We start from the raw sequence: 17,522 nt of genomic DNA, 5'->3' as shown, positions 1-17,522 counted from the left end.
GTTCCAGGTGCAGCCTTTCAGGAGCCTTCCGCGGCACTCAACGGCGTTGCTGCCGGCCATCGGCCGGACAGGACCTCACTCGTTCCATCCGGACGGCTTGTTTCAAGGTTTTTCATCTCTGATCACCCGGACTTGTTTCGGCACGACGCCGCAGGCAATACCGGACCCAGCCGGGCTTCTCATGCAACGGCCGGGTAGCAAACAACGCGGTGCGCTTCATATGCACACCGCCCGACGAGGGGGAAGGATCCTTCGTGACCGAAACCACTGACCTGACCGCAGGTGTGGAAACAATAGACTCTCCTGCACCGAAGAGTGCAGGCCTTGCCGGCCTGAAGCTGGCCCAACTGCAGGTGCTCGCCGGGCAGCTCGGCATCACCGGCGGCTCGCGGATGCGCAAGGGCGACCTGGTCGCCGCGATCTCCGACCACCAGCGTGGCTCCTCTGTGGCCGACCGCACAGCCAAGAAGGCCGAGCAGCCGGTGCGCACCGAAACTCCGGCGGCCAAGGAAGAGGCCACCGGCGCTGCAAGCGACGGCGCGACCGGCGGCACCGCCGGCGGCGACCTGACCAAGGCGGCAGAGCGGGTCAGCCGTACCCGCAACCGCAACCGCCGGGCCAGCAGCGACGGCACCGTGGCTGCCGCCGACGCGGAAGCAACCGCCGCCACCACCGAGGCCCCGGCCGACACCGCGCCGGCCCAGGCCCCCGCGGCGGACAACGCACCGGGCGACGGCGACGGACGTCAGGAGCGCCGCAGCCGCGGACGCAACCGCCGCTCCGAATCCGGCCAGCAGGACGCGGCCGAGACCAAGGCCGACGCACCGCAGGAAGCTGCCGACGGCAAGCCGGCCGAGGCTCAGCAGGACGAGAAGAGGGACGGCCAGGACGGCGCCGGCCAGCAGCAGCAGTCCGGCCGCGGGGACGGCCAGTCCGACCGCCGCAGCCGCAACCGCAACCGCAGCGACGCCGACCGCGACACCCGGGACAACCGCGACAACCGCGATTCCCGCGACACCCGGGAGCGCGACGCCCGCGATACCCGCCAGGATGACGGCGACGAGGGCGGCCGCGGCCGCAACCGCAACCGCCGCAACCGGCGCGACAACGACAGCAACAACACCCGCTACCGCGACCGCAACGAGCGTCGCCGCGGCCGCGACCGCGGACCCGAGGTCGACGACACCGAGATCTCCGACGACGACGTGCTGCTGCCCGTTGCCGGCATCCTGGACGTGCTGGAGAACTACGCCTTCGTGCGCACCTCCGGCTACCTGCCCGGACCGAACGACGTGTACGTCTCGCTGGCCCAGGTCAAGAAGCACAACCTGCGCAAGGGCGACGCCGTCGTCGGCGCCATCCGCGCCCCGCGTGACGGCGATTCCGGCGGCCAGGGCAACCGGCAGAAGTTCAACGCACTGGTCAAGCTCACCTCCGTCAACGGCAAGCCGGTGGAGGAGAACAAGGACCGCGTGGACTTCACCAAGCTGGTCCCGCTGTACCCGTCCGAGCGGCTGCGCCTGGAGACCGAGCCGAAGAAGATCGGCCCCCGCGTCATCGACCTGGTGGCTCCGATCGGCAAGGGCCAGCGCGGCCTGATCGTCTCCCCGCCGAAGGCCGGCAAGACGTTGATCCTGCAGTCCATCGCCAACGCGATCACCACCAACAATCCCGAGGTCCACCTCATGATGGTGCTGGTCGATGAGCGGCCCGAAGAAGTCACGGACATGCAGCGCACGGTCAAGGGCGAGGTCATCGCCTCGACCTTCGACCGTCCCGCCGACGACCACACCACCGTGGCCGAACTGGCCATCGAGCGCGCCAAGCGGCTGGTGGAGATGGGCATGGACGTGGTCGTCCTGCTGGACTCGATGACCCGCCTGGGCCGCGCCTACAACCTGGCCGCCCCGGCCTCGGGCCGCATCCTCTCCGGCGGCGTGGACTCCTCGGCGCTGTACCCGCCGAAGCGTTTCTTCGGCGCCGCCCGGAACATCGAAAACGGCGGCTCCCTGACCATCCTCGCCACCGCACTGGTGGAGACCGGGTCCAAGATGGACGAGGTCATCTTCGAGGAGTTCAAGGGCACCGGCAACATGGAACTGCGCCTGTCCCGCTCGCTGGCGGACAAGCGCATCTTCCCGGCCGTCGATGTCAACGCCTCGGGCACCCGCCGCGAGGAGAACCTGCTCTCGCCCGAAGAGGTCAAGATCATGTGGCGCCTGCGCCGCGTCCTCTCCGGTCTGGACACCCAGCAGGCGCTGGAACTGCTTACCGGCAAGATCCGGGAGACGCAGTCCAACGTCGAGTTCCTGATGCAGGTCCAGAAGACGACGCTCGGCTCGAAGGCCGAAAACGACAAGTAGCTGGGTTACCGCTCAGAATTTTCTCCGGCCCCGCCCCTTCGCGCGGAGGCTCTCGTCCTACGGACTCGAGCCTCCGCGCTACGGCAGGCCCGATGCCACTCCCGGGCCGGAGAAAGATTCTGAGCGGCTTGTCGTTTAAGGCGCCTTACCTGCCGTTCCTTTCGTTGCTATTTAGACTTGTTGTGAGTCGAAAGAGGTTTGAAGATGTTTGAGTCCGTTCAGGGGCTTCTTGACGAGCACGCCGAGCTCCAGAAGGAATTGAGCGACCCTGCCGTCTATTCCGACCAGGCGCGCGCCCGGAAGCTGGGGCGGCGGTCGGCGGAGCTGAACGGCATCGTCGAGGCGTACAAGCGCTGGTCGCACCTGGCGGACGACCTCGAAGCGACACGCGAGCTCGCCGACGAGGATCCCGAACTGGCGGCCGAGGTGCCCGGACTCGAAGCCGAACTCGAAATCGCCCAGGAACGGCTCCGCCGCCTGCTGATCCCGCGCGATCCGGACGACGCGCGCAACGTGATCATCGAGGTCAAGGGCGGCGAAGGCGGCGACGAGGCGGCACTGTTCGCCGGCGACCTGCTCCGGATGTACATGCGCTACGCCGAATCCCGCGGCTGGAAGACCGAAATCATTTCCGCGACGGAGTCCGACCTGGGCGGCTACAAGGACGTCCAGATGGCCATCAAGGGCAACTCCAACGACCCGTCCGAAGGCGTCTGGGCCAGGCTCAAGTTCGAGGGCGGCGTGCACCGCGTCCAACGCGTTCCGGTGACCGAATCGCAGGGCCGCATCCACACCTCCGCCGCAGGCGTCCTGGTGCTTCCGGAAGTGGACGAGCCGGAAGAAGTGGATATCCATCAGAACGACCTGAAGATCGACGTTTACCGTTCCTCGGGTCCGGGCGGCCAGTCGGTGAACACCACCGACTCGGCGGTGCGCATCACCCACCTGCCCACCGGCATCGTGGTCGCGATGCAGAACGAGAAGTCCCAGCTGCAGAACCGCGAGGCCGGCATGCGCGTGCTCCGGGCGCGGCTGCTGGCCCACCAGCAGGAGCAGATCGACGCCGCGAACTCCGAGACGCGCAAGTCGCAGATCCGCACCATGGACCGGTCCGAGCGCATCCGTACGTACAACTTCCCGGAAAACCGGATTGCCGACCACCGCACCGGCTACAAGGCCTACAACCTGGACGCGGTGATGAACGGTGAACTGGAACCGGTGATCCAGTCCGCCATCCAGGCGGACGAGGAACACCGGCTGGCCGCCCTGGGCGAGGAAAACTAGCCGGCAGTGCCCGCCACGAACCTGGCCGACGCCCTGTCCGCCGCCGTCGCGCGGCTGGCCGAGGCCGGCGTCCCCTCGCCGCGGGTGGACGCCGAACTGCTCGCCGCACACCTGCTGGGCGTCTCCCCGGGGCGAGTCCGCGCGCTGGCGCTGCTGGGAGCGGAAGCTCCGCCCGGGCTCGAGGACCTGGTGGCCGAGCGGGCCACCCGCATCCCGCTGCAGCACATCACCGGCCGCGCCTATTTCCGGCATCTCGAACTGCAGGTGGGACCGGGCGTGTTCGTCCCGCGGCCGGAAACCGAAACCGTTGCCCAGCACGCGATCGACCGCGCCCGCGCCCTGCCCGCGGCCAAAGTGGTGGACCTGGGCACCGGCTCCGGCGCGATCGCCGCCGCCGTGGCCAGCGAAGTTCCCACGGCCACCGTCTACGCGGTGGAACTGAGCGCCCTCGCCCACGCCTGGGCCGAACGGAACCTGGCGCCGCTGGGCGTCACCCTCCTGCGTGAGGACTTGCGCACCGCGCTGTCCGCGCACGACGGAACGTTCGACGTCGTCGTTTCCAATCCGCCGTACATCCCCGCCGAAGCGGTCCCGCGCGAGCCCGAAGTGGCCGAGCACGACCCGCAGATGGCGCTCTACGGCGGGGGAGCGGACGGCATGGAACTGCCGGCGGCAACGGCGGCGACGGCCGCGCGGCTGCTGAAGCCGGGCGGCCATTTCATCATGGAGCACGCCGAAGTCCAGGCCGCTGCCGTGCACTCCCTCTTGCGCTCGGCCGGATGCTGGGACCAGGTGGCCACCCGTTACGATCTGAGCGGGCGTGAGCGGGCCACGTCGGCTCGTCGGTTATGAGAATGGAACAATGAGTCTGTGAGCACTACGTATAACTGCGACGACGCCGCCGCCCGCAGCGAGGGTCTGGCGGCAGCCCAGGCCGCCATCGCCGACCGGCAGTGCGTTGTCCTGCCGACCGATACCGTCTACGGGATCGCCGCCGACGCGTTCTCGCCGCAGGCCGTGGCCACCCTGCTGGCCGCCAAGGGACGCGGGCGCAAAATGCCCCCGCCGGTGCTGGTGCCGCGGCCGCAGACCATGGACGGGCTGGCCACCGACGTGAGCGACGAGGCCCGGGCCCTCGCCGACACCTTCTGGCCCGGCGGGCTGACCCTGATTTTCCGCGCCCAGCCGTCGCTGACCTGGGACCTGGGCGAGACCAAGGGCACCGTCGCCCTGCGCATGCCCGACGACGAACTGGCGCTGGAACTGCTGGCGGCCACCGGGCCGCTGGCCGTGTCCTCCGCGAACCGCACCGGGCAGCCGTCGGCGCAGACGGCCGCGCAGGCCAAGGAACAGTTGGCCGAGTCGGTGGAGGTCTACCTGGAAGACGGCTTCCGGCCCGTCGACGGCACGACCGCGGTTCCCTCCACCATCGTCGACTGCACCTCCGCCACGCTGCGGGTGGTCCGCGAGGGCACGATCAGCTTGGAAACACTGCGCACCGTCGTGCCGGGCATCCTGGGCTTGGGGGAGACTGTAGAGGCATGAGCCACGATTCCGCTCTTCCCCGCGGCAAGACCGCCAGCAGCGACCGGGCCCTGTGGCTCTGGTCGCAGATCCTGCTGGACTCCCTGGCCTGGGTCCTGGCCATCGTGCTGGCCGTCTTCCTGCGCTACGAGATGACGCTGAGCCTGACCAAGATTCCCGGCATCATCCTGCTCTGCGCGGTGGCCATCGCGGCCCAGATGGCCGTCGGGTCTGCGTTCGCCCTCTATAAGGGCCGCTACAGTTTCGGCAGCTTCCACGAGGCCAAGCTGCTGGTCATGGTGACGATCTCGGTGTCGTTGATCCTCAGCGTCGGACTGCTGCTGTTCGGCATCTCGCTGGGCATCGCGCGCGGCACCGGCCTGATTGCCTTCCCGTTCGCCTGCCTGTTCATGGCCGCCGTCCGCTACCTGAAGCGGATGTATGTGGAAAGCAAGGCCAAACCGGGCGACGAGGCGGAGCGGACGCTGATCTACGGCGCCGGTTTCGTCGGCAACAACATCGTGACCCGGATGAGCAACGATCCGGCCTCGCCCTGGCTGCCGGTGGGGCTGATCGACGACGATCCGGCCAAAAAGCACCTGCGCATCGCCTCCGTCCCGGTGCTGGGCCGGATGGAGGACCTGCCGGAGATCGCCCACCGCACCGGGGCGACCGTGCTGCTGGTGGCGATCGCGGACATCGACTCCGCGCGGATGCGGCAGATCTCCGACAGCATCGCGGGCCGGAACATGCGGGTGCTGGTGGTGCCGCCGCTGAAGGAAATGCTCACCGGCCGCCAGGACTTCTCCTTCCGCGAGGTGGACATCGAGGACCTCATCGGCCGGCAGCCCGTGGATATCCACGTCGAAGAGATTGCCCACTATGTCACCGGCAAGCGCGTGCTCGTCACCGGCGCCGGCGGGTCCATCGGTTCCGAGCTGTGCCGCCAGATCCACGCGTTCCAGCCGGCCGAGCTGATCATGCTGGACCGCGACGAGACCGGGCTGCAGGGCACGCAGATCTCGATCACCGGCAAGGGCCTGCTCACGGGCAGGGACACCGTGCTGGCCGACATCCGCGACCCCGCCGCCCTCGAGGCCATCTTCCTCGACCGGAAGCCGGAAGTGGTGTTCCACGCCGCGGCGCTCAAGCACGTGTCGCTGCTGGAGCAGTACCCGGAGGAGGCCTGGAAGACCAACGTGCTCGGTTCGCTGAACGTGCTGCGCGCCGCCCGCGCCGCACACGTGACGACCTTCGTCAACATTTCCACGGACAAGGCCGCCAACCCCACCACCGTGCTGGGCCATTCCAAGCGCGTGGCGGAGAAGCTGACGGCCTGGGTGGCGCAGCAGTCCGGGCAGAAGTACGTCTCCGTCCGGTTCGGCAATGTGCTGGGCAGCCGCGGCTCGGTGCTGCCGCTGTTCAGCGAGCAGATCCGCAAGGGCGGTCCGGTCACGGTCACCGACGCCGCGGCCACCCGCTTCTTCATGACAATTCCGGAAGCCTGCCAGCTGGTGATCCAGGCCGGCGCGATCGGCAGCGGCGGGGAAGTGCTGATCCTCGACATGGGCGAACCGGTGAAGATCCTGGACGTCGCCGAGCGGATGATTGCGATGTCGGGCAAGGACGTGGAAATTGTCTTCACCGGCCTGCGCCCCGGCGAAAAGCTGCACGAGGACCTGATCGGTGAGGGCGAAAGCGATTCCCGTCCCCTGCACCCCAAAATCTCGCACGCCTCCATCGAGGGCCTGGACCCGAACCTGATGAGCCTGGCCGAGTGGAAGAGCCGGCAGGACCTGATCTCGGCCTCGACCGGGGCGATAAACGTGGTCCCGGCGGCAGCGGCCGCTGACGACGAACTCGACGACGTGGTCCCGCCGGCAGCATCCGCCGACGACGTCATCCCGCCGGCAGCGGCAGCCGACGACGAGCTCGAGGCCGGGCTCAAGGACGACGGGCGGGAGCGGGCGTCGTGACCGCAGCCGTGGTGGCCGTTGCCGCGGCACTTCTGCTCAGCCTGTTGCTGCCGTTCGCGCTGATCCCGGTGCTCAAGCGGCTCGGCGTGCTCGACGTGCCGAACGAGCGCTCCTCGCACACCCGCGTCGTCGTCCGCGGCGTGGGCATCACGGTGGCGGCCGGGCTGCTGGCGGGGCTGCTGATCGCCGCGCTCGGCGGCGCCGTCGAGGCGCCGCAACTGCTGCTCGCGGTCGCCGGGGTGGCCGCCGCCGCCGCGCTGTTGGGCTGGATCGAAGACTTCCGGGGACTGTCCATCCGCGGCCGGGCCGCGCTGCAGCTGGGCATCGGACTCGGCGGCACCGCACTGGCCATCGGACTCACCGGCCAGACGTGGTGGTGGCTGCCGCTGGGCGCCCTCGCCCTGGCGGCCTACATCAACATCGCCAACTTCATGGACGGCATCAACGGGATTTCCGGGTTGCACGGCACGGCCGCCGGACTGATGTTCGCCGCTACCGGCGCCATCACCGGCCACGGCTGGCTGGTGGTCGGCGGGACCGTGGTGGCGGCCGCCTTTGTGGCGTTCCTGCCCTGGAACCTGGGCCGCGGGAACGTCTTCCTGGGCGACGTCGGCAGCTACCTGCTGGGGGCGGGCCTGGCCATGCTGGGCATCACCGCCTTTCTGGACGGCGTGCAGGCGGAGTACCTGCTGGGACCGGTGGCCATCTACCTGGCCGATACTCTCGCCACGCTGCTGCGCCGGATCAGCGCGGGGGAGCGGTGGTACACGCCGCACCGGCAGCACGCCTACCAGCGGCTGACGGACGTGGGCTTCAACCACGTCCAGTCGGCGCTGCTGGTCACCGGCTGTACGTTGCTGACCGGTTTCTGCGGCTACCTGGCGGCCGAATCGGGCCTCGCGGGCAAGGCGGCAGCCATCGCCGCGTGCGCCGCCGTCGTTGTTTTTTATCTGCGCGCGCCGGTGCTCTTTAGGAGGGGACGCGCCCCTGTAGCGTAGTACATCGCTACAGCGCCGGTACTGTTCTTATCGACCGAAACGCTTCCCAATAATTTTCGAAACCGCGTCAGGGAGAGTTTAGCGATTCTGAGGTTATGGCGATCCTAGATGGGACAGCTTTATTAGAAGGTTGGCGCCTGAATCCGATGACGCAGTTGCCACTGCAAGGCATGTCGTCGATTTTCTTCCCCAAGCATTACGAAGCGATCTTTGAATCAAACGGATTCAGGGACGCGCCGCATATCGTGCCGTTAATTCACGACGGCCCAGCTGTGTCGACGGCAGAACGACCGGCAGGAACCGAGCGATGGCGATGAAAAGGGGTGCCGCCGAGGCAGCACCCCTTTTCTGATGCGTCGTCTCTAACAGACCGTTGCGTCGGTCGCGGCTGGGCTAAGCGTCCCACCAATTCTGAACGTGGCAGTCTGGTAGGGCCCAATCAACTTGCAGGACGGATCGGGAAAGAACGGAACAGTCGGCCGCATGTAATAACTTCCACCACAGATATTCTTCACCGTTGCATAGCGACTGGAGCCGCTGTAGAAGTTATTCACAAGCTGAGCGCATCCGGCAGCGCTGGCGGGTGCCGCGAGACCAATAATGGACCCGCTGACGAGGATTGTCAGAATGCTCAATTGCGAGATTAGTTTTTTCACGGTCGCCTCTCCGAAAACCACGTGCTTGCTAGGACGAAAGTGATGTTATAAAGCGACTCCTCATTGGTCAATCGTTTCATTGATTTCGCAACCACTGAGGCTTGAGAAAAAATTTTTAGTGCGGTGCGGAGCGCGCTTGTGCGGTTATTCCTTGCGCGCGAGTAGCCGGTGACCTATCATGCGCATTCCCGTCCAATGTCCCAAAATGGGAAGATCACGAAGAAGCGGTAGTGGGCGGAGCCATCTCGTAAAGCTGCCGGAGGCTGTCCGAACGATCGGAACTAGCTAGCTCAAGCAGCGCTGCATGGTCGGCGCGGAGTTCTATCTCATGTAGAATTATTCCGGCCGGTTCCGGCCAGCTCACTACGACTGCGACCGAAACGGACTTCCCATGCGAGCTACCTACCACGACGGCGCTCCTGCCGCTGGCGGAGCAATCGACGCATCCGGTCCGACGCGGTCGCTATGGCTGAAGATCCTGCGCGCTTCTCTGACGGCAAGTGGTGCAGCCGCGCTGTTAATCATCGCGACGTCGGCCACCGTAGTCGGTGCGGCCGGTGCCCTGAGTGCCCTGCTCGGGGCGGCGCTGGTGGTGCTGTTCTTCGCCATCAGCCTGCTGGTGGGCCACTACGTGGGACGGTCCAACCCTTCCGGCGCCATCGGCGCCTTCATCGCCACCTACATCATCAAAGTGGTGGGCTTTGGGGCGGCTCTCTTCCTCATCGGCACCCCGATGTGGCTCGAGCGGACCTGGTTCTTCGTTGCGGCGGTGGCCACCGTGGTGGTCTGGCAGGCGGCCGAAGTGTTCGCCTTCTCGCGCACCCGCCATCAGTTGTACGCCGATCCCGAACCGGAGCCGGCGGACCGCCGGCAGCAAGCGGAAGGGGAGATTGGACATGGCGGCTAAAGGCACGCCCGGCCCCTCCCGGAGCGGTTCCGGGGACGATGCCACCTACCAGGGCGGCAACACCGTCCTCACCTATATCCTTGGCGGGATCATCGCCTGGGGTTTGGTAGGCTGGGGTTTGGACTATCTGTTGGATACCCGCTGGCTGATTTTCGTCGGTGCCGTTCTGGGCGCTGGAGGCGGATATTATCTGGCCCGCAAACACAACCTCACGCGCGGCGCCCGGCGCCGCCATGAGGATGGCGCGGGGGACCACACCTAAATGTCAGAAAACTTTATATGGTGGCCTGCCTCGATGGCGACCCACCCTGAAACGCCCAAAGATGGACACTGCAGAGAGGAAACGCGTTGATCGCGCTTGCGCTTCCGGCGGCCGCTGATGAAGGTGGCTTCGTCCCACCGACCCTCGAAGATATGCATCTACCGGAGGTTCTCCCGTGGATGGCCCCGTACGGTGAGGGCTTCGGCAAGCAGATGCTGCTGGTCCTGCTGTCCGTCGCACTGATTTCCTGGTTCTTCGTGGCGGCCTCCCGCCGCCGCCAGCTTGTCCCCGGCAAGCTGCAGCACCTGGGCGAGATGAGCTACAACTTCGTCCGCAACTCGGTGGGCAAGGACATCATCGGTGAGCGCGACTTCAGGCCGTTCGTCCCGCTGCTGATGGCACTGTTCTTCTTCATCCTGGTGAACAACCTCTTCGGCTCCATTCCGCTGCTGCAGCTGCCGACCCCGTCGCACGTGGGCACGGCCTACGCCCTGGCCGGCGTCGTCTACATTACGTGGATCGCCCTGGGCATCAAGAAGCACGGCGTCGGCTACTTCAAGCTCGCCGTCGTTCCCACCGGCGTTCCGAAGGCGATCCTCCCGCTGGTCGTCCTCATCGAGATCATCTCCACCTTCCTGGTCCGCCCTGTGACGCACAGCCTCCGTCTGTTCGCCACCATGCTGGCCGGCCACCTGATCATCATGCTGGCCGCCGCCGGTTCACAATACCTACTGGTCGAAGCCGACTTCTGGTTCAAGCCGCTGGGAGTGCTGACCATTGCGGGCGGTGTCGCCATGTACTTCTTCGAAATCCTGATCCAGGTCCTGCAGGCATACGTGTTCGTCCTGCTGACCGCGATCTACATCCAAGGCTCCTTGGCCGAGGAACACTAAATTTCCCCTCTGGGGAAGCGCCTGAACCAACAACCTGCCCGACGGGCATCTTGAAAGGAACAAAATGGAAATCCACGGTAGCCTCAACCTCATCGGATACGGCCTCTCCGCAATCGGCGGTGCCATCGGTGTGGGTCTGGTCTTCGCCGCGTACATCAACGGTGTCGCTCGCCAGCCCGAGGCACAGCGTGTGCTGCAGCCGATCGCCTTCCTGGGTCTGGCCCTGACTGAAGCTCTGGCTATCCTCGGACTGGTGTTCGCGTTCGTCATCGGTGTCTAAGACCGAACGCTTATTTTCCACACCGAATAGATAGGACGGGTGAGATATGAATCAGGCAATGATCCTCGCCGCCGCGGAGGGTGTTAACCCTCTGATCCCTAACATCTGGGAAATCGTCGTCACGCTGATCGGCTTCGCGATTCTCATGTACATCGTCGCCAAGTTCGTCGTTCCGGCGTTCGAGAAGACGTATGCGGAGCGCACCGAAGCTATCGAGGGCGGGATCGCCAAGGCGGAGGCCGCCCAGGCCGAAGCCAGCGCTGCGTTGGACGAGTACAAGCAGCAGTTGATGGACGCCCGCGCGGAAGCCAACCGCATCCGCGAGGACGCCCGCGCCGAAGGCGCCCAGATCCTGGCGGAGCTGAAGGAAAAGGCCCAGGCAGAGGCTGCACGCATCAGCGAGCAGGCCCAGGTCCAGATTGATGCAGAGCGTCAGGCAGCCGTGACATCGCTGCGCAGCGAAGTCGGCACCCTGGCCACCGAACTGGCCGGCAGGATTGTCGGCGAGTCGCTGAACGACGACGCGCGCGCTGCCCGCGTCGTGGACCGCTTCCTCGCCGACCTTGAGTCTCAGAGTGCAGGTGCTGCTAAATAATGGCCGGTGTATCGAGCGAGTCACTGAAAGCGGCACAGCAGGAACTGGAGGCTAAGCTTCCCACCGCTTCGCTGTCCCTGGCAGAGGAACTCTTTGGGATCCTGGGCCTGCTGGACAGCAATGCCGGTCTGCGCCGTGCCCTGACCGATCCGGCGCGCGACAGCAGCGAGAAGGCCGACATGTTCGGCCGCCTCCTCGAGGGGAAGGTCTCGGCGGATGCCCGGGCCATCGCAACCTCGTTGGCTGCAGCGCGTTGGGCCTCCGCGCGCGACATCGGGGACGCCTTGGAGACCTTGGCGGCCACGACGGCTGTCGCAGTCGCAGAGGGCCAGGGTGTTGACGGACTCGAAGGTCTGGAGAGGGACCTGTTCGCGTTCAACCGCATTGTCGGGTCGGACCACGGCCTGCAGCGTGCCCTGCTGGAACCCCAGGCTTCGGACGAAGCCAAGTCGGCGCTGGCACTGAAGCTGGTGCCGGCCGCGGGCCCCGTGGCACAGCTGCTGATCCGGCAGGCGGTAACCGCCCCGCGCGGCATCAAGCCCACGGCCCTGGTAGAGCGGTTCATCCAGTTGGTGGCCAAGCGCCAGCAGCGTTGGATCGCGGAGGTCAGCGTTACCCGTCCGCTGACCGGCGAACAGATGAGCCGCCTGCAGGCCGGGCTCAACCGGTTGTACGGCCGGGAGCTGCGGATCCACTTCAACGTTGATCCACGGCTGGTTGGCGGCGTGCGGGTCATGGTCGGGGATGAGGTCGTGGATGCGTCCGTGATCTCCCGCCTGGCCGAACTCCGCCGGAGTCTCGCGGTTTAGTCTCCTCGCGGAGACTGGGCCGGAAGCCTCACACAGACTGAAAAACACACCGGTCGTCGCGCACCACGCGATGATCATAAACACAGGAGAGCAGGGACTGCAGATGGCCGAATTGACCATCAACGCCGACGACGTCCGCAATGCGCTGAACGAGTTCGCGGCGTCCTATGAACCCGGAAGCGCCGAGCGGGTCGAAGTCGGCCACGTGACCACCGCCAGCGATGGCATCGCCCGTGTCGAGGGTCTTCCCTCGGCCATGGCGAACGAACTGCTGCGTTTCGAGAACGGCGTCCTGGGCCTGGCCCAGAACCTCGACACCCGCGAAATCGGCGTCGTGATCCTCGGTGAATTCACCGGCATCGAAGAGGGCATGGAAGTTCACCGCACCGGTGAGATCCTGTCCGTACCGGTCGGCGACGCCTTCCTCGGCCGTGTCGTGGACCCGCTGGGCCTGCCCATCGACGACAAGGGCCCGATCGAATCGCACGAGCGCCGCGCACTGGAGCTGCAGGCTCCCGGCGTTACCCAGCGCAAGTCCGTGCACGAGCCGCTGCAGACCGGCATGAAGGCCATCGACGCGATGATCCCGATCGGCCGCGGACAGCGCCAGCTGATCATTGGCGACCGCCAGACCGGCAAGACCGCCATCGCCGTCGACGCCATCTTGAACCAGAAGGCCAACTGGGAGTCCGGTGACGTCAACCGGCAGGTCCGCTGCATCTACGTGGCGATCGGCCAGAAGGCATCGACCATCGCCGCCGTCCGCCAGACCCTGGAGGACAAGGGTGCGCTGGAGTACACCACCATCGTGGCGTCTCCGGCCTCCGATCCCGCCGGCTTCAAGTACCTGGCGCCGTACGCCGGTTCGGCCATCGGCCAGCACTGGATGTACTCCGGCAAGCACGTCCTGATCATCTTTGATGATCTCTCCAAGCAGGCCGAAGCCTACCGCGCCGTGTCGCTGCTGCTGCGCCGCCCGCCGGGACGCGAAGCCTACCCGGGCGACGTGTTCTACCTGCACTCCCGCCTGCTGGAGCGTTGTGCCAAGCTCTCCGACGAGCTGGGCGCGGGTTCGATGACCGGCCTGCCGATCATCGAGACCAAGGCGAACGACGTCTCGGCCTACATCCCGACCAACGTCATCTCCATCACGGACGGCCAGATCTTCCTGCAGTCCGACCTGTTCAACGCCAACCAGCGTCCCGCCGTGGACGTCGGCGTGTCCGTCTCCCGCGTGGGCGGTGCGGCACAGGTCAAGGCCATGAAGAAGGTTTCCGGCACGCTAAAGCTGGACCTGGCCCAGTACCGCGACATGCAGGCGTTCGCCATGTTCGCCTCGGACCTCGATGCGGCGTCGCGCCAGCAGCTGACCCGCGGTGCGCGCCTCATGGAACTGCTGAAGCAGGGCCAGTACACGCCGTACCCGGTGGAAAACCAGGTCGTGTCCATCTGGGCCGGCACCAACGGCTACCTGGACGATGTTCCGGTCGAGGACGTTACCCGGTTCGAGACCGAGTTCCTCTCGCACCTGCGGCACCGCAGCTCGGTGCTGACGACGATCGCCCAGACGAATCTGCTCGAGGATTCGACCGTGGACGAGTTGAAGTCGCAGATCGTGGACTTCAAGCAGGGCTTCTTCGGGGAGGGCGACAGCCGTCTGGTCGGCGCCGGCCACGAAGAGTACGACCCCCTGGCCGAAGACGAAGTCGCCCAGGAACAGATCGTCAAGCAGAAGCGCTAATTCATCTTCGTTGGCCGGGCGGAACCACTTGAGGGTTCCGTCCGGCCGCCGAGGACGAGGAAAGGAAGAGTATGGGAGCCCAGATTCGGGTCTACCGCCAGAAGATCGCATCGACTTCGTCGCTGCGGAAGATCTTCAAGGCGATGGAGCTGATCGCCGCCTCACGCATTGGCAAGGCCCGCAGCCGCGTCGCGGCCTCGTTGCCGTACGCCAATGCGATCACCCGTGCCGTTTCTGCCGTGGCCTCGCAGTCCGAGATCGACCATCCGCTGACCACCGAGCCGGAGCAGATCCGCAGGGCCGCCGTGCTCGTGCTGACCTCCGACCGCGGTCTGGCGGGATCGTACTCCGCGTCCGTGCTGAAGCAGGCCCAGGCCCTGACCGAGCTGCTTCATGGAGAAGGCAAGGAAGTCCGCCACTACCTGGTCGGCCGCAAGGCGCAGGCCTACTTCGACTTCCGGAACATTGCGTACCAGCAGGTCTGGACGGGCGGAACGGACGCTCCAGAGTTCGCGACCGCCCGCGAGATCGGCGATGCGCTGCTCTCCGACTTCAACACGCCGTATGAGGACGGTGGCGTAGACGAGCTCCACATCGTCTACACCCGCTTCAAGTCTATGGTTACCCAGGAGCCCGCGGTCATCCGACTGCTGCCGCTGGAAGTCGTGGAAGAAGAGGCCACCGCAGAGACCGATCTGCTGCCGCTGTACGAGTACGAGCCGGAGCCCGAGCAGGTTTTGGATGCACTGCTGCCGCGCTACATCGAGTCGCGCATCTTTGCCGCGTTGCTCCAGGCTTCTGCCAGCGAGCTGGCAGCACGACAGCGCGCGATGAAGTCGGCCAGCGACAATGCCACCGACCTGATCGAGAAGTACACCCGTCTGCGCAACAACGCGCGGCAGGCAGAGATTACGCAGGAACTCACCGAGATTGTCGGTGGCGCGGACGCCCTGGCAGCGTCCTGATAAGTCCCTGCAGCAACAGCACACATAAACCACGCCATCGAAACTGAGAAGTGAGAAAGATGACTGCCCAAACCATCGAGCACGGAGCCGGTTCCGTCGCTACGGGCGCTACCGGCCGTATCGCCCGTGTCATCGGCCCGGTTGTCGACGTCGAATTCCCGGCGGACGCAATCCCCGCAATGTACAACGCCCTCACCGCTGAGGTCACCCTCAACGGCGAGACCCGCACCATTACCTTCGAGACCGCGCAGCACCTGGGCGACAACATGGTCCGCGCCATCTCGCTGCAGGCCACCGACGGCCTGGTCCGCGGCACCACGGTCCAGGACCTCGGGTCCCCGATCACCGTGCCCGTGGGCGACGGCGTCAAGGGCCACATCTTCAACGTCCTGGGCGAGCCGCTGGACGTCGAGGCGTCCCAGCTGGAGATCACCGAGCGCTGGCCGATCCACCGCAAGGCTCCGAACTTCGCCGAGCTGGAAGGCTCCACCGAGATGCTGGAGACCGGCATCAAGGTGATCGACCTGCTCACCCCGTACATCAAGGGCGGCAAGATCGGCCTGTTCGGCGGCGCCGGCGTGGGCAAGACCGTGCTGATCCAGGAAATGATCACCCGTGTGGCCCGCAACTTCGGCGGTACTTCCGTGTTCGCCGGTGTTGGTGAGCGTACCCGTGAGGGCAACGACCTCTGGGTGGAAATGGAAGAAGCCGGCGTGCTCAAGGACACCGCCCTGGTGTTCGGGCAGATGGACGAGCCGCCGGGAACGCGTCTGCGCGTGGCCCTGTCCGCCCTGACCATGGCGGAGTACTTCCGCGATGTGCAGAAGCAGGACGTGCTGTTGTTCATCGACAACATCTTCCGCTTCACGCAGGCCGGTTCCGAGGTTTCCACGCTGCTGGGCCGCATGCCCTCGGCCGTGGGCTACCAGCCGAACCTGGCCGACGAGATGGGCGTGCTGCAGGAACGCATTACCTCCACCAAGGGCCACTCGATCACCTCGATGCAGGCGATCTACGTCCCCGCGGATGACTACACCGACCCGGCTCCGGCGACGACCTTCGCCCACCTGGACGCGACCACGGAACTGTCCCGTGAAATCGCCTCGCGCGGCCTGTACCCGGCCGTGGATCCGCTGACCTCGACGTCGCGCATTCTGGATCCGCAGTACATCGGGCACGACCACTACAACACCGCGGTGCGCGTGAAGCAGATCCTGCAGAAGAACAAGGAACTGCAGGACATTATCGCCATCCTCGGCATTGACGAACTGGGCGAAGAGGACAAGATCGTCGTCGCCCGTGCCCGCCGCATCCAGCAGTTCCTGTCGCAGAACACCTACACCGCCAAGCAGTTCACCGGCGTCGAGGGCTCCACGGTCTCCATCAAGGACACCGTGGAAGGCTTCCGGGCCATCTGCGACGGCGAGCTCGACCACATCGCCGAGCAGGCCTTCTTCAACGTGGGCGGCCTGGACGACGTGGAGCGCCAGTGGGCCAAGATCCAGGAACAGACCGGGAAGTAAGGCCTGTGGCTAATATTTCTGCTGAACTGGAAGTTGAGATTGTTGCCGCCGACCACTTCGTGTGGTCCGGCCCGGCAACAATGGTCAGGGCGCGGACCAGCGACGGCGAGATCGGGATCCTGCCCGGCCACAGCCCGGTGCTGGCGGTCCTGGCCGCCGGCGAGCTGGTCATCGAGCCGGTCTCCGGTGAGCGCATCAACGTGAATGTCGACGGCGGGTTTTTCTCGGTCGACAGCAACCGGGTCGTCATCGTCGCAGACAACGCGACGGTGGGCGACGAGGCTACGGCGGGAACCCGCTAGCCGCCGGTGAACGGTCTCGACGTCACGTTCGCCATACTGGCCGCAGTCTTCCTGCTGCTGGTGTTGGCACTGGTCGCCTTCGGGGTGCGCCGCTACCAACTGCGGCGCGCCCTTGGCACCTTCGACGCCTCCATCGCCATGCTGCCCGGCAGCTGGCAGATGGGGGTTTGTCGTTATACGGACACGCACCTGGAATGGCTGCGCCTGTTGTCGTTGAGCCCCAAACCGCGCTATCGGTTCCGGCGCAGTTCGCTGGAACTGCAGGGCTGGCGGCAGCCGACCGAAACCGAGCGGGCCAAGATCCAGCCCGGTGCGATCGTCGTGATGCTCACGCACGAAAAACAGGATCTGTCGATGGCCATGACCTTCGACGTCTATGCGGGTCTCTCGTCCTGGCTGGAAGCCGGGCCGGTGATCGGCATCGGCACCTGGCGCTGAGATCTC

Annotated in this window: 17 protein-coding genes and 1 pseudogene; all 18 read left to right on the top strand. The window is 66.0% G+C overall.

Annotation, left to right across the window (positions count from 1 at the left end):
• Positions 1-254: 254 nt before the first annotated feature.
• The 18 genes and pseudogenes from rho (at position 255) to AC5RVV_RS04080 (ending at position 17,516) form a co-directional block, all read left to right on the top strand.
• Positions 255-2,363 (top strand): transcription termination factor Rho, encoded by a 2,109-nt coding sequence (rho, locus tag AC5RVV_RS04165; protein WP_494000133.1) that lies wholly within the window; start codon positions 255-257, stop codon positions 2,361-2,363.
• 204 nt (positions 2,364-2,567) lie between these two features.
• Positions 2,568-3,647, top strand: a complete 1,080-nt coding sequence (gene prfA, locus AC5RVV_RS04160) for a peptide chain release factor 1 (protein ID WP_494000132.1) — start codon at positions 2,568-2,570, stop codon at positions 3,645-3,647.
• 6 nt (positions 3,648-3,653) lie between these two features.
• On the top strand, positions 3,654-4,499 hold the full coding sequence (prmC, locus tag AC5RVV_RS04155) for a peptide chain release factor N(5)-glutamine methyltransferase (RefSeq protein ID WP_494000131.1): 846 nt from the start codon (positions 3,654-3,656) through the stop codon (positions 4,497-4,499).
• An 18-nt stretch (positions 4,500-4,517) separates the two neighbouring features.
• Positions 4,518-5,177: pseudogene (locus AC5RVV_RS04150) on the top strand (L-threonylcarbamoyladenylate synthase); the annotation flags it as partial.
• An 11-nt stretch (positions 5,178-5,188) separates the two neighbouring features.
• On the top strand, positions 5,189-7,147 hold the full coding sequence (locus AC5RVV_RS04145) for a polysaccharide biosynthesis protein (protein ID WP_494000130.1): 1,959 nt from the start codon (positions 5,189-5,191) through the stop codon (positions 7,145-7,147).
• The gene (locus AC5RVV_RS04140; protein ID WP_494000129.1) at positions 7,144-8,145 is read left to right on the top strand and encodes an MraY family glycosyltransferase; all 1,002 of its coding nucleotides are present in this window, start codon (positions 7,144-7,146) and stop codon (positions 8,143-8,145) included. Before AC5RVV_RS04145 ends, AC5RVV_RS04140 begins: the two co-directional genes overlap by 4 nt.
• Positions 8,146-8,240: 95 nt before the next feature.
• Positions 8,241-8,462 carry a hypothetical protein gene (locus AC5RVV_RS04135; RefSeq protein ID WP_494000128.1) on the top strand — a complete coding sequence of 74 codons (222 nt, stop codon included), beginning with the start codon at positions 8,241-8,243 and terminating at the stop codon, positions 8,460-8,462.
• Between the two features lie 730 nt (positions 8,463-9,192).
• Positions 9,193-9,708: a Cg1360 family ATP-synthase-associated protein gene (locus AC5RVV_RS04130; RefSeq protein ID WP_494000127.1), complete on the top strand. Its 516-nt coding sequence runs from the start codon at positions 9,193-9,195 to the stop codon at positions 9,706-9,708.
• Positions 9,698-9,970, top strand: a complete 273-nt coding sequence (locus tag AC5RVV_RS04125) for a hypothetical protein (protein ID WP_494000126.1) — start codon at positions 9,698-9,700, stop codon at positions 9,968-9,970. Before AC5RVV_RS04130 ends, AC5RVV_RS04125 begins: the two co-directional genes overlap by 11 nt.
• 86 nt (positions 9,971-10,056) lie before the next feature.
• Positions 10,057-10,863, top strand: coding sequence for a F0F1 ATP synthase subunit A (gene atpB / locus AC5RVV_RS04120; protein ID WP_494000125.1), 807 nt, complete (start codon positions 10,057-10,059; stop codon positions 10,861-10,863).
• Between the two features lie 64 nt (positions 10,864-10,927).
• The gene (locus AC5RVV_RS04115) at positions 10,928-11,143 is read left to right on the top strand and encodes a F0F1 ATP synthase subunit C (protein ID WP_494000124.1); all 216 of its coding nucleotides are present in this window, start codon (positions 10,928-10,930) and stop codon (positions 11,141-11,143) included.
• Between the two features lie 46 nt (positions 11,144-11,189).
• On the top strand, positions 11,190-11,738 hold the full coding sequence (locus AC5RVV_RS04110) for a F0F1 ATP synthase subunit B (RefSeq protein ID WP_494000123.1): 549 nt from the start codon (positions 11,190-11,192) through the stop codon (positions 11,736-11,738).
• Positions 11,738-12,547: a F0F1 ATP synthase subunit delta gene (locus AC5RVV_RS04105; protein ID WP_494000122.1), complete on the top strand. Its 810-nt coding sequence runs from the start codon at positions 11,738-11,740 to the stop codon at positions 12,545-12,547. The genes AC5RVV_RS04110 and AC5RVV_RS04105 overlap by 1 nt, the downstream gene beginning before the upstream one ends.
• A gap of 103 nt (positions 12,548-12,650) precedes the next feature.
• A complete protein-coding gene (gene atpA / locus AC5RVV_RS04100; RefSeq protein ID WP_494000121.1) occupies positions 12,651-14,288 on the top strand; it encodes a F0F1 ATP synthase subunit alpha in 1,638 nt (545 codons plus the stop codon).
• A 71-nt stretch (positions 14,289-14,359) separates the two neighbouring features.
• A complete protein-coding gene (locus AC5RVV_RS04095; RefSeq protein ID WP_494000120.1) occupies positions 14,360-15,253 on the top strand; it encodes a F0F1 ATP synthase subunit gamma in 894 nt (297 codons plus the stop codon).
• A 59-nt stretch (positions 15,254-15,312) separates the two neighbouring features.
• Positions 15,313-16,776, top strand: coding sequence for a F0F1 ATP synthase subunit beta (gene atpD / locus AC5RVV_RS04090; RefSeq protein WP_494000119.1), 1,464 nt, complete (start codon positions 15,313-15,315; stop codon positions 16,774-16,776).
• Between the two features lie 5 nt (positions 16,777-16,781).
• Positions 16,782-17,078: a F0F1 ATP synthase subunit epsilon gene (locus AC5RVV_RS04085; RefSeq protein ID WP_494000118.1), complete on the top strand. Its 297-nt coding sequence runs from the start codon at positions 16,782-16,784 to the stop codon at positions 17,076-17,078.
• 6 nt (positions 17,079-17,084) lie between these two features.
• Positions 17,085-17,516 carry a DUF2550 domain-containing protein gene (locus tag AC5RVV_RS04080; protein WP_493989254.1) on the top strand — a complete coding sequence of 144 codons (432 nt, stop codon included), beginning with the start codon at positions 17,085-17,087 and terminating at the stop codon, positions 17,514-17,516.
• Positions 17,517-17,522: the final 6 nt, after the last annotated feature.

It is taken from the genome of Arthrobacter sp. MDT2-34-1, assembly GCF_059091365.1.
This window is presented reverse-complemented; position numbering and strand designations above follow the sequence as displayed.

Coding starts and splice junctions, on each gene's coding strand:
- prfA (WP_494000132.1), top strand. CDS start 2,568: ATGTTTGAGTCCGTTCAGGGGCTTCTTGACGAGCACGCCGAGCTCCAG.
- atpD (WP_494000119.1), top strand. CDS start 15,313: ATGACTGCCCAAACCATCGAGCACGGAGCCGGTTCCGTCGCTACGGGC.
- AC5RVV_RS04105 (WP_494000122.1), top strand. CDS start 11,738: ATGGCCGGTGTATCGAGCGAGTCACTGAAAGCGGCACAGCAGGAACTG.
- AC5RVV_RS04125 (WP_494000126.1), top strand. CDS start 9,698: ATGGCGGCTAAAGGCACGCCCGGCCCCTCCCGGAGCGGTTCCGGGGAC.
- AC5RVV_RS04130 (WP_494000127.1), top strand. CDS start 9,193: ATGCGAGCTACCTACCACGACGGCGCTCCTGCCGCTGGCGGAGCAATC.
- AC5RVV_RS04115 (WP_494000124.1), top strand. CDS start 10,928: ATGGAAATCCACGGTAGCCTCAACCTCATCGGATACGGCCTCTCCGCA.
- atpA (WP_494000121.1), top strand. CDS start 12,651: ATGGCCGAATTGACCATCAACGCCGACGACGTCCGCAATGCGCTGAAC.
- AC5RVV_RS04095 (WP_494000120.1), top strand. CDS start 14,360: ATGGGAGCCCAGATTCGGGTCTACCGCCAGAAGATCGCATCGACTTCG.
- AC5RVV_RS04135 (WP_494000128.1), top strand. CDS start 8,241: ATGGCGATCCTAGATGGGACAGCTTTATTAGAAGGTTGGCGCCTGAAT.
- AC5RVV_RS04110 (WP_494000123.1), top strand. CDS start 11,190: ATGAATCAGGCAATGATCCTCGCCGCCGCGGAGGGTGTTAACCCTCTG.
- AC5RVV_RS04145 (WP_494000130.1), top strand. CDS start 5,189: ATGAGCCACGATTCCGCTCTTCCCCGCGGCAAGACCGCCAGCAGCGAC.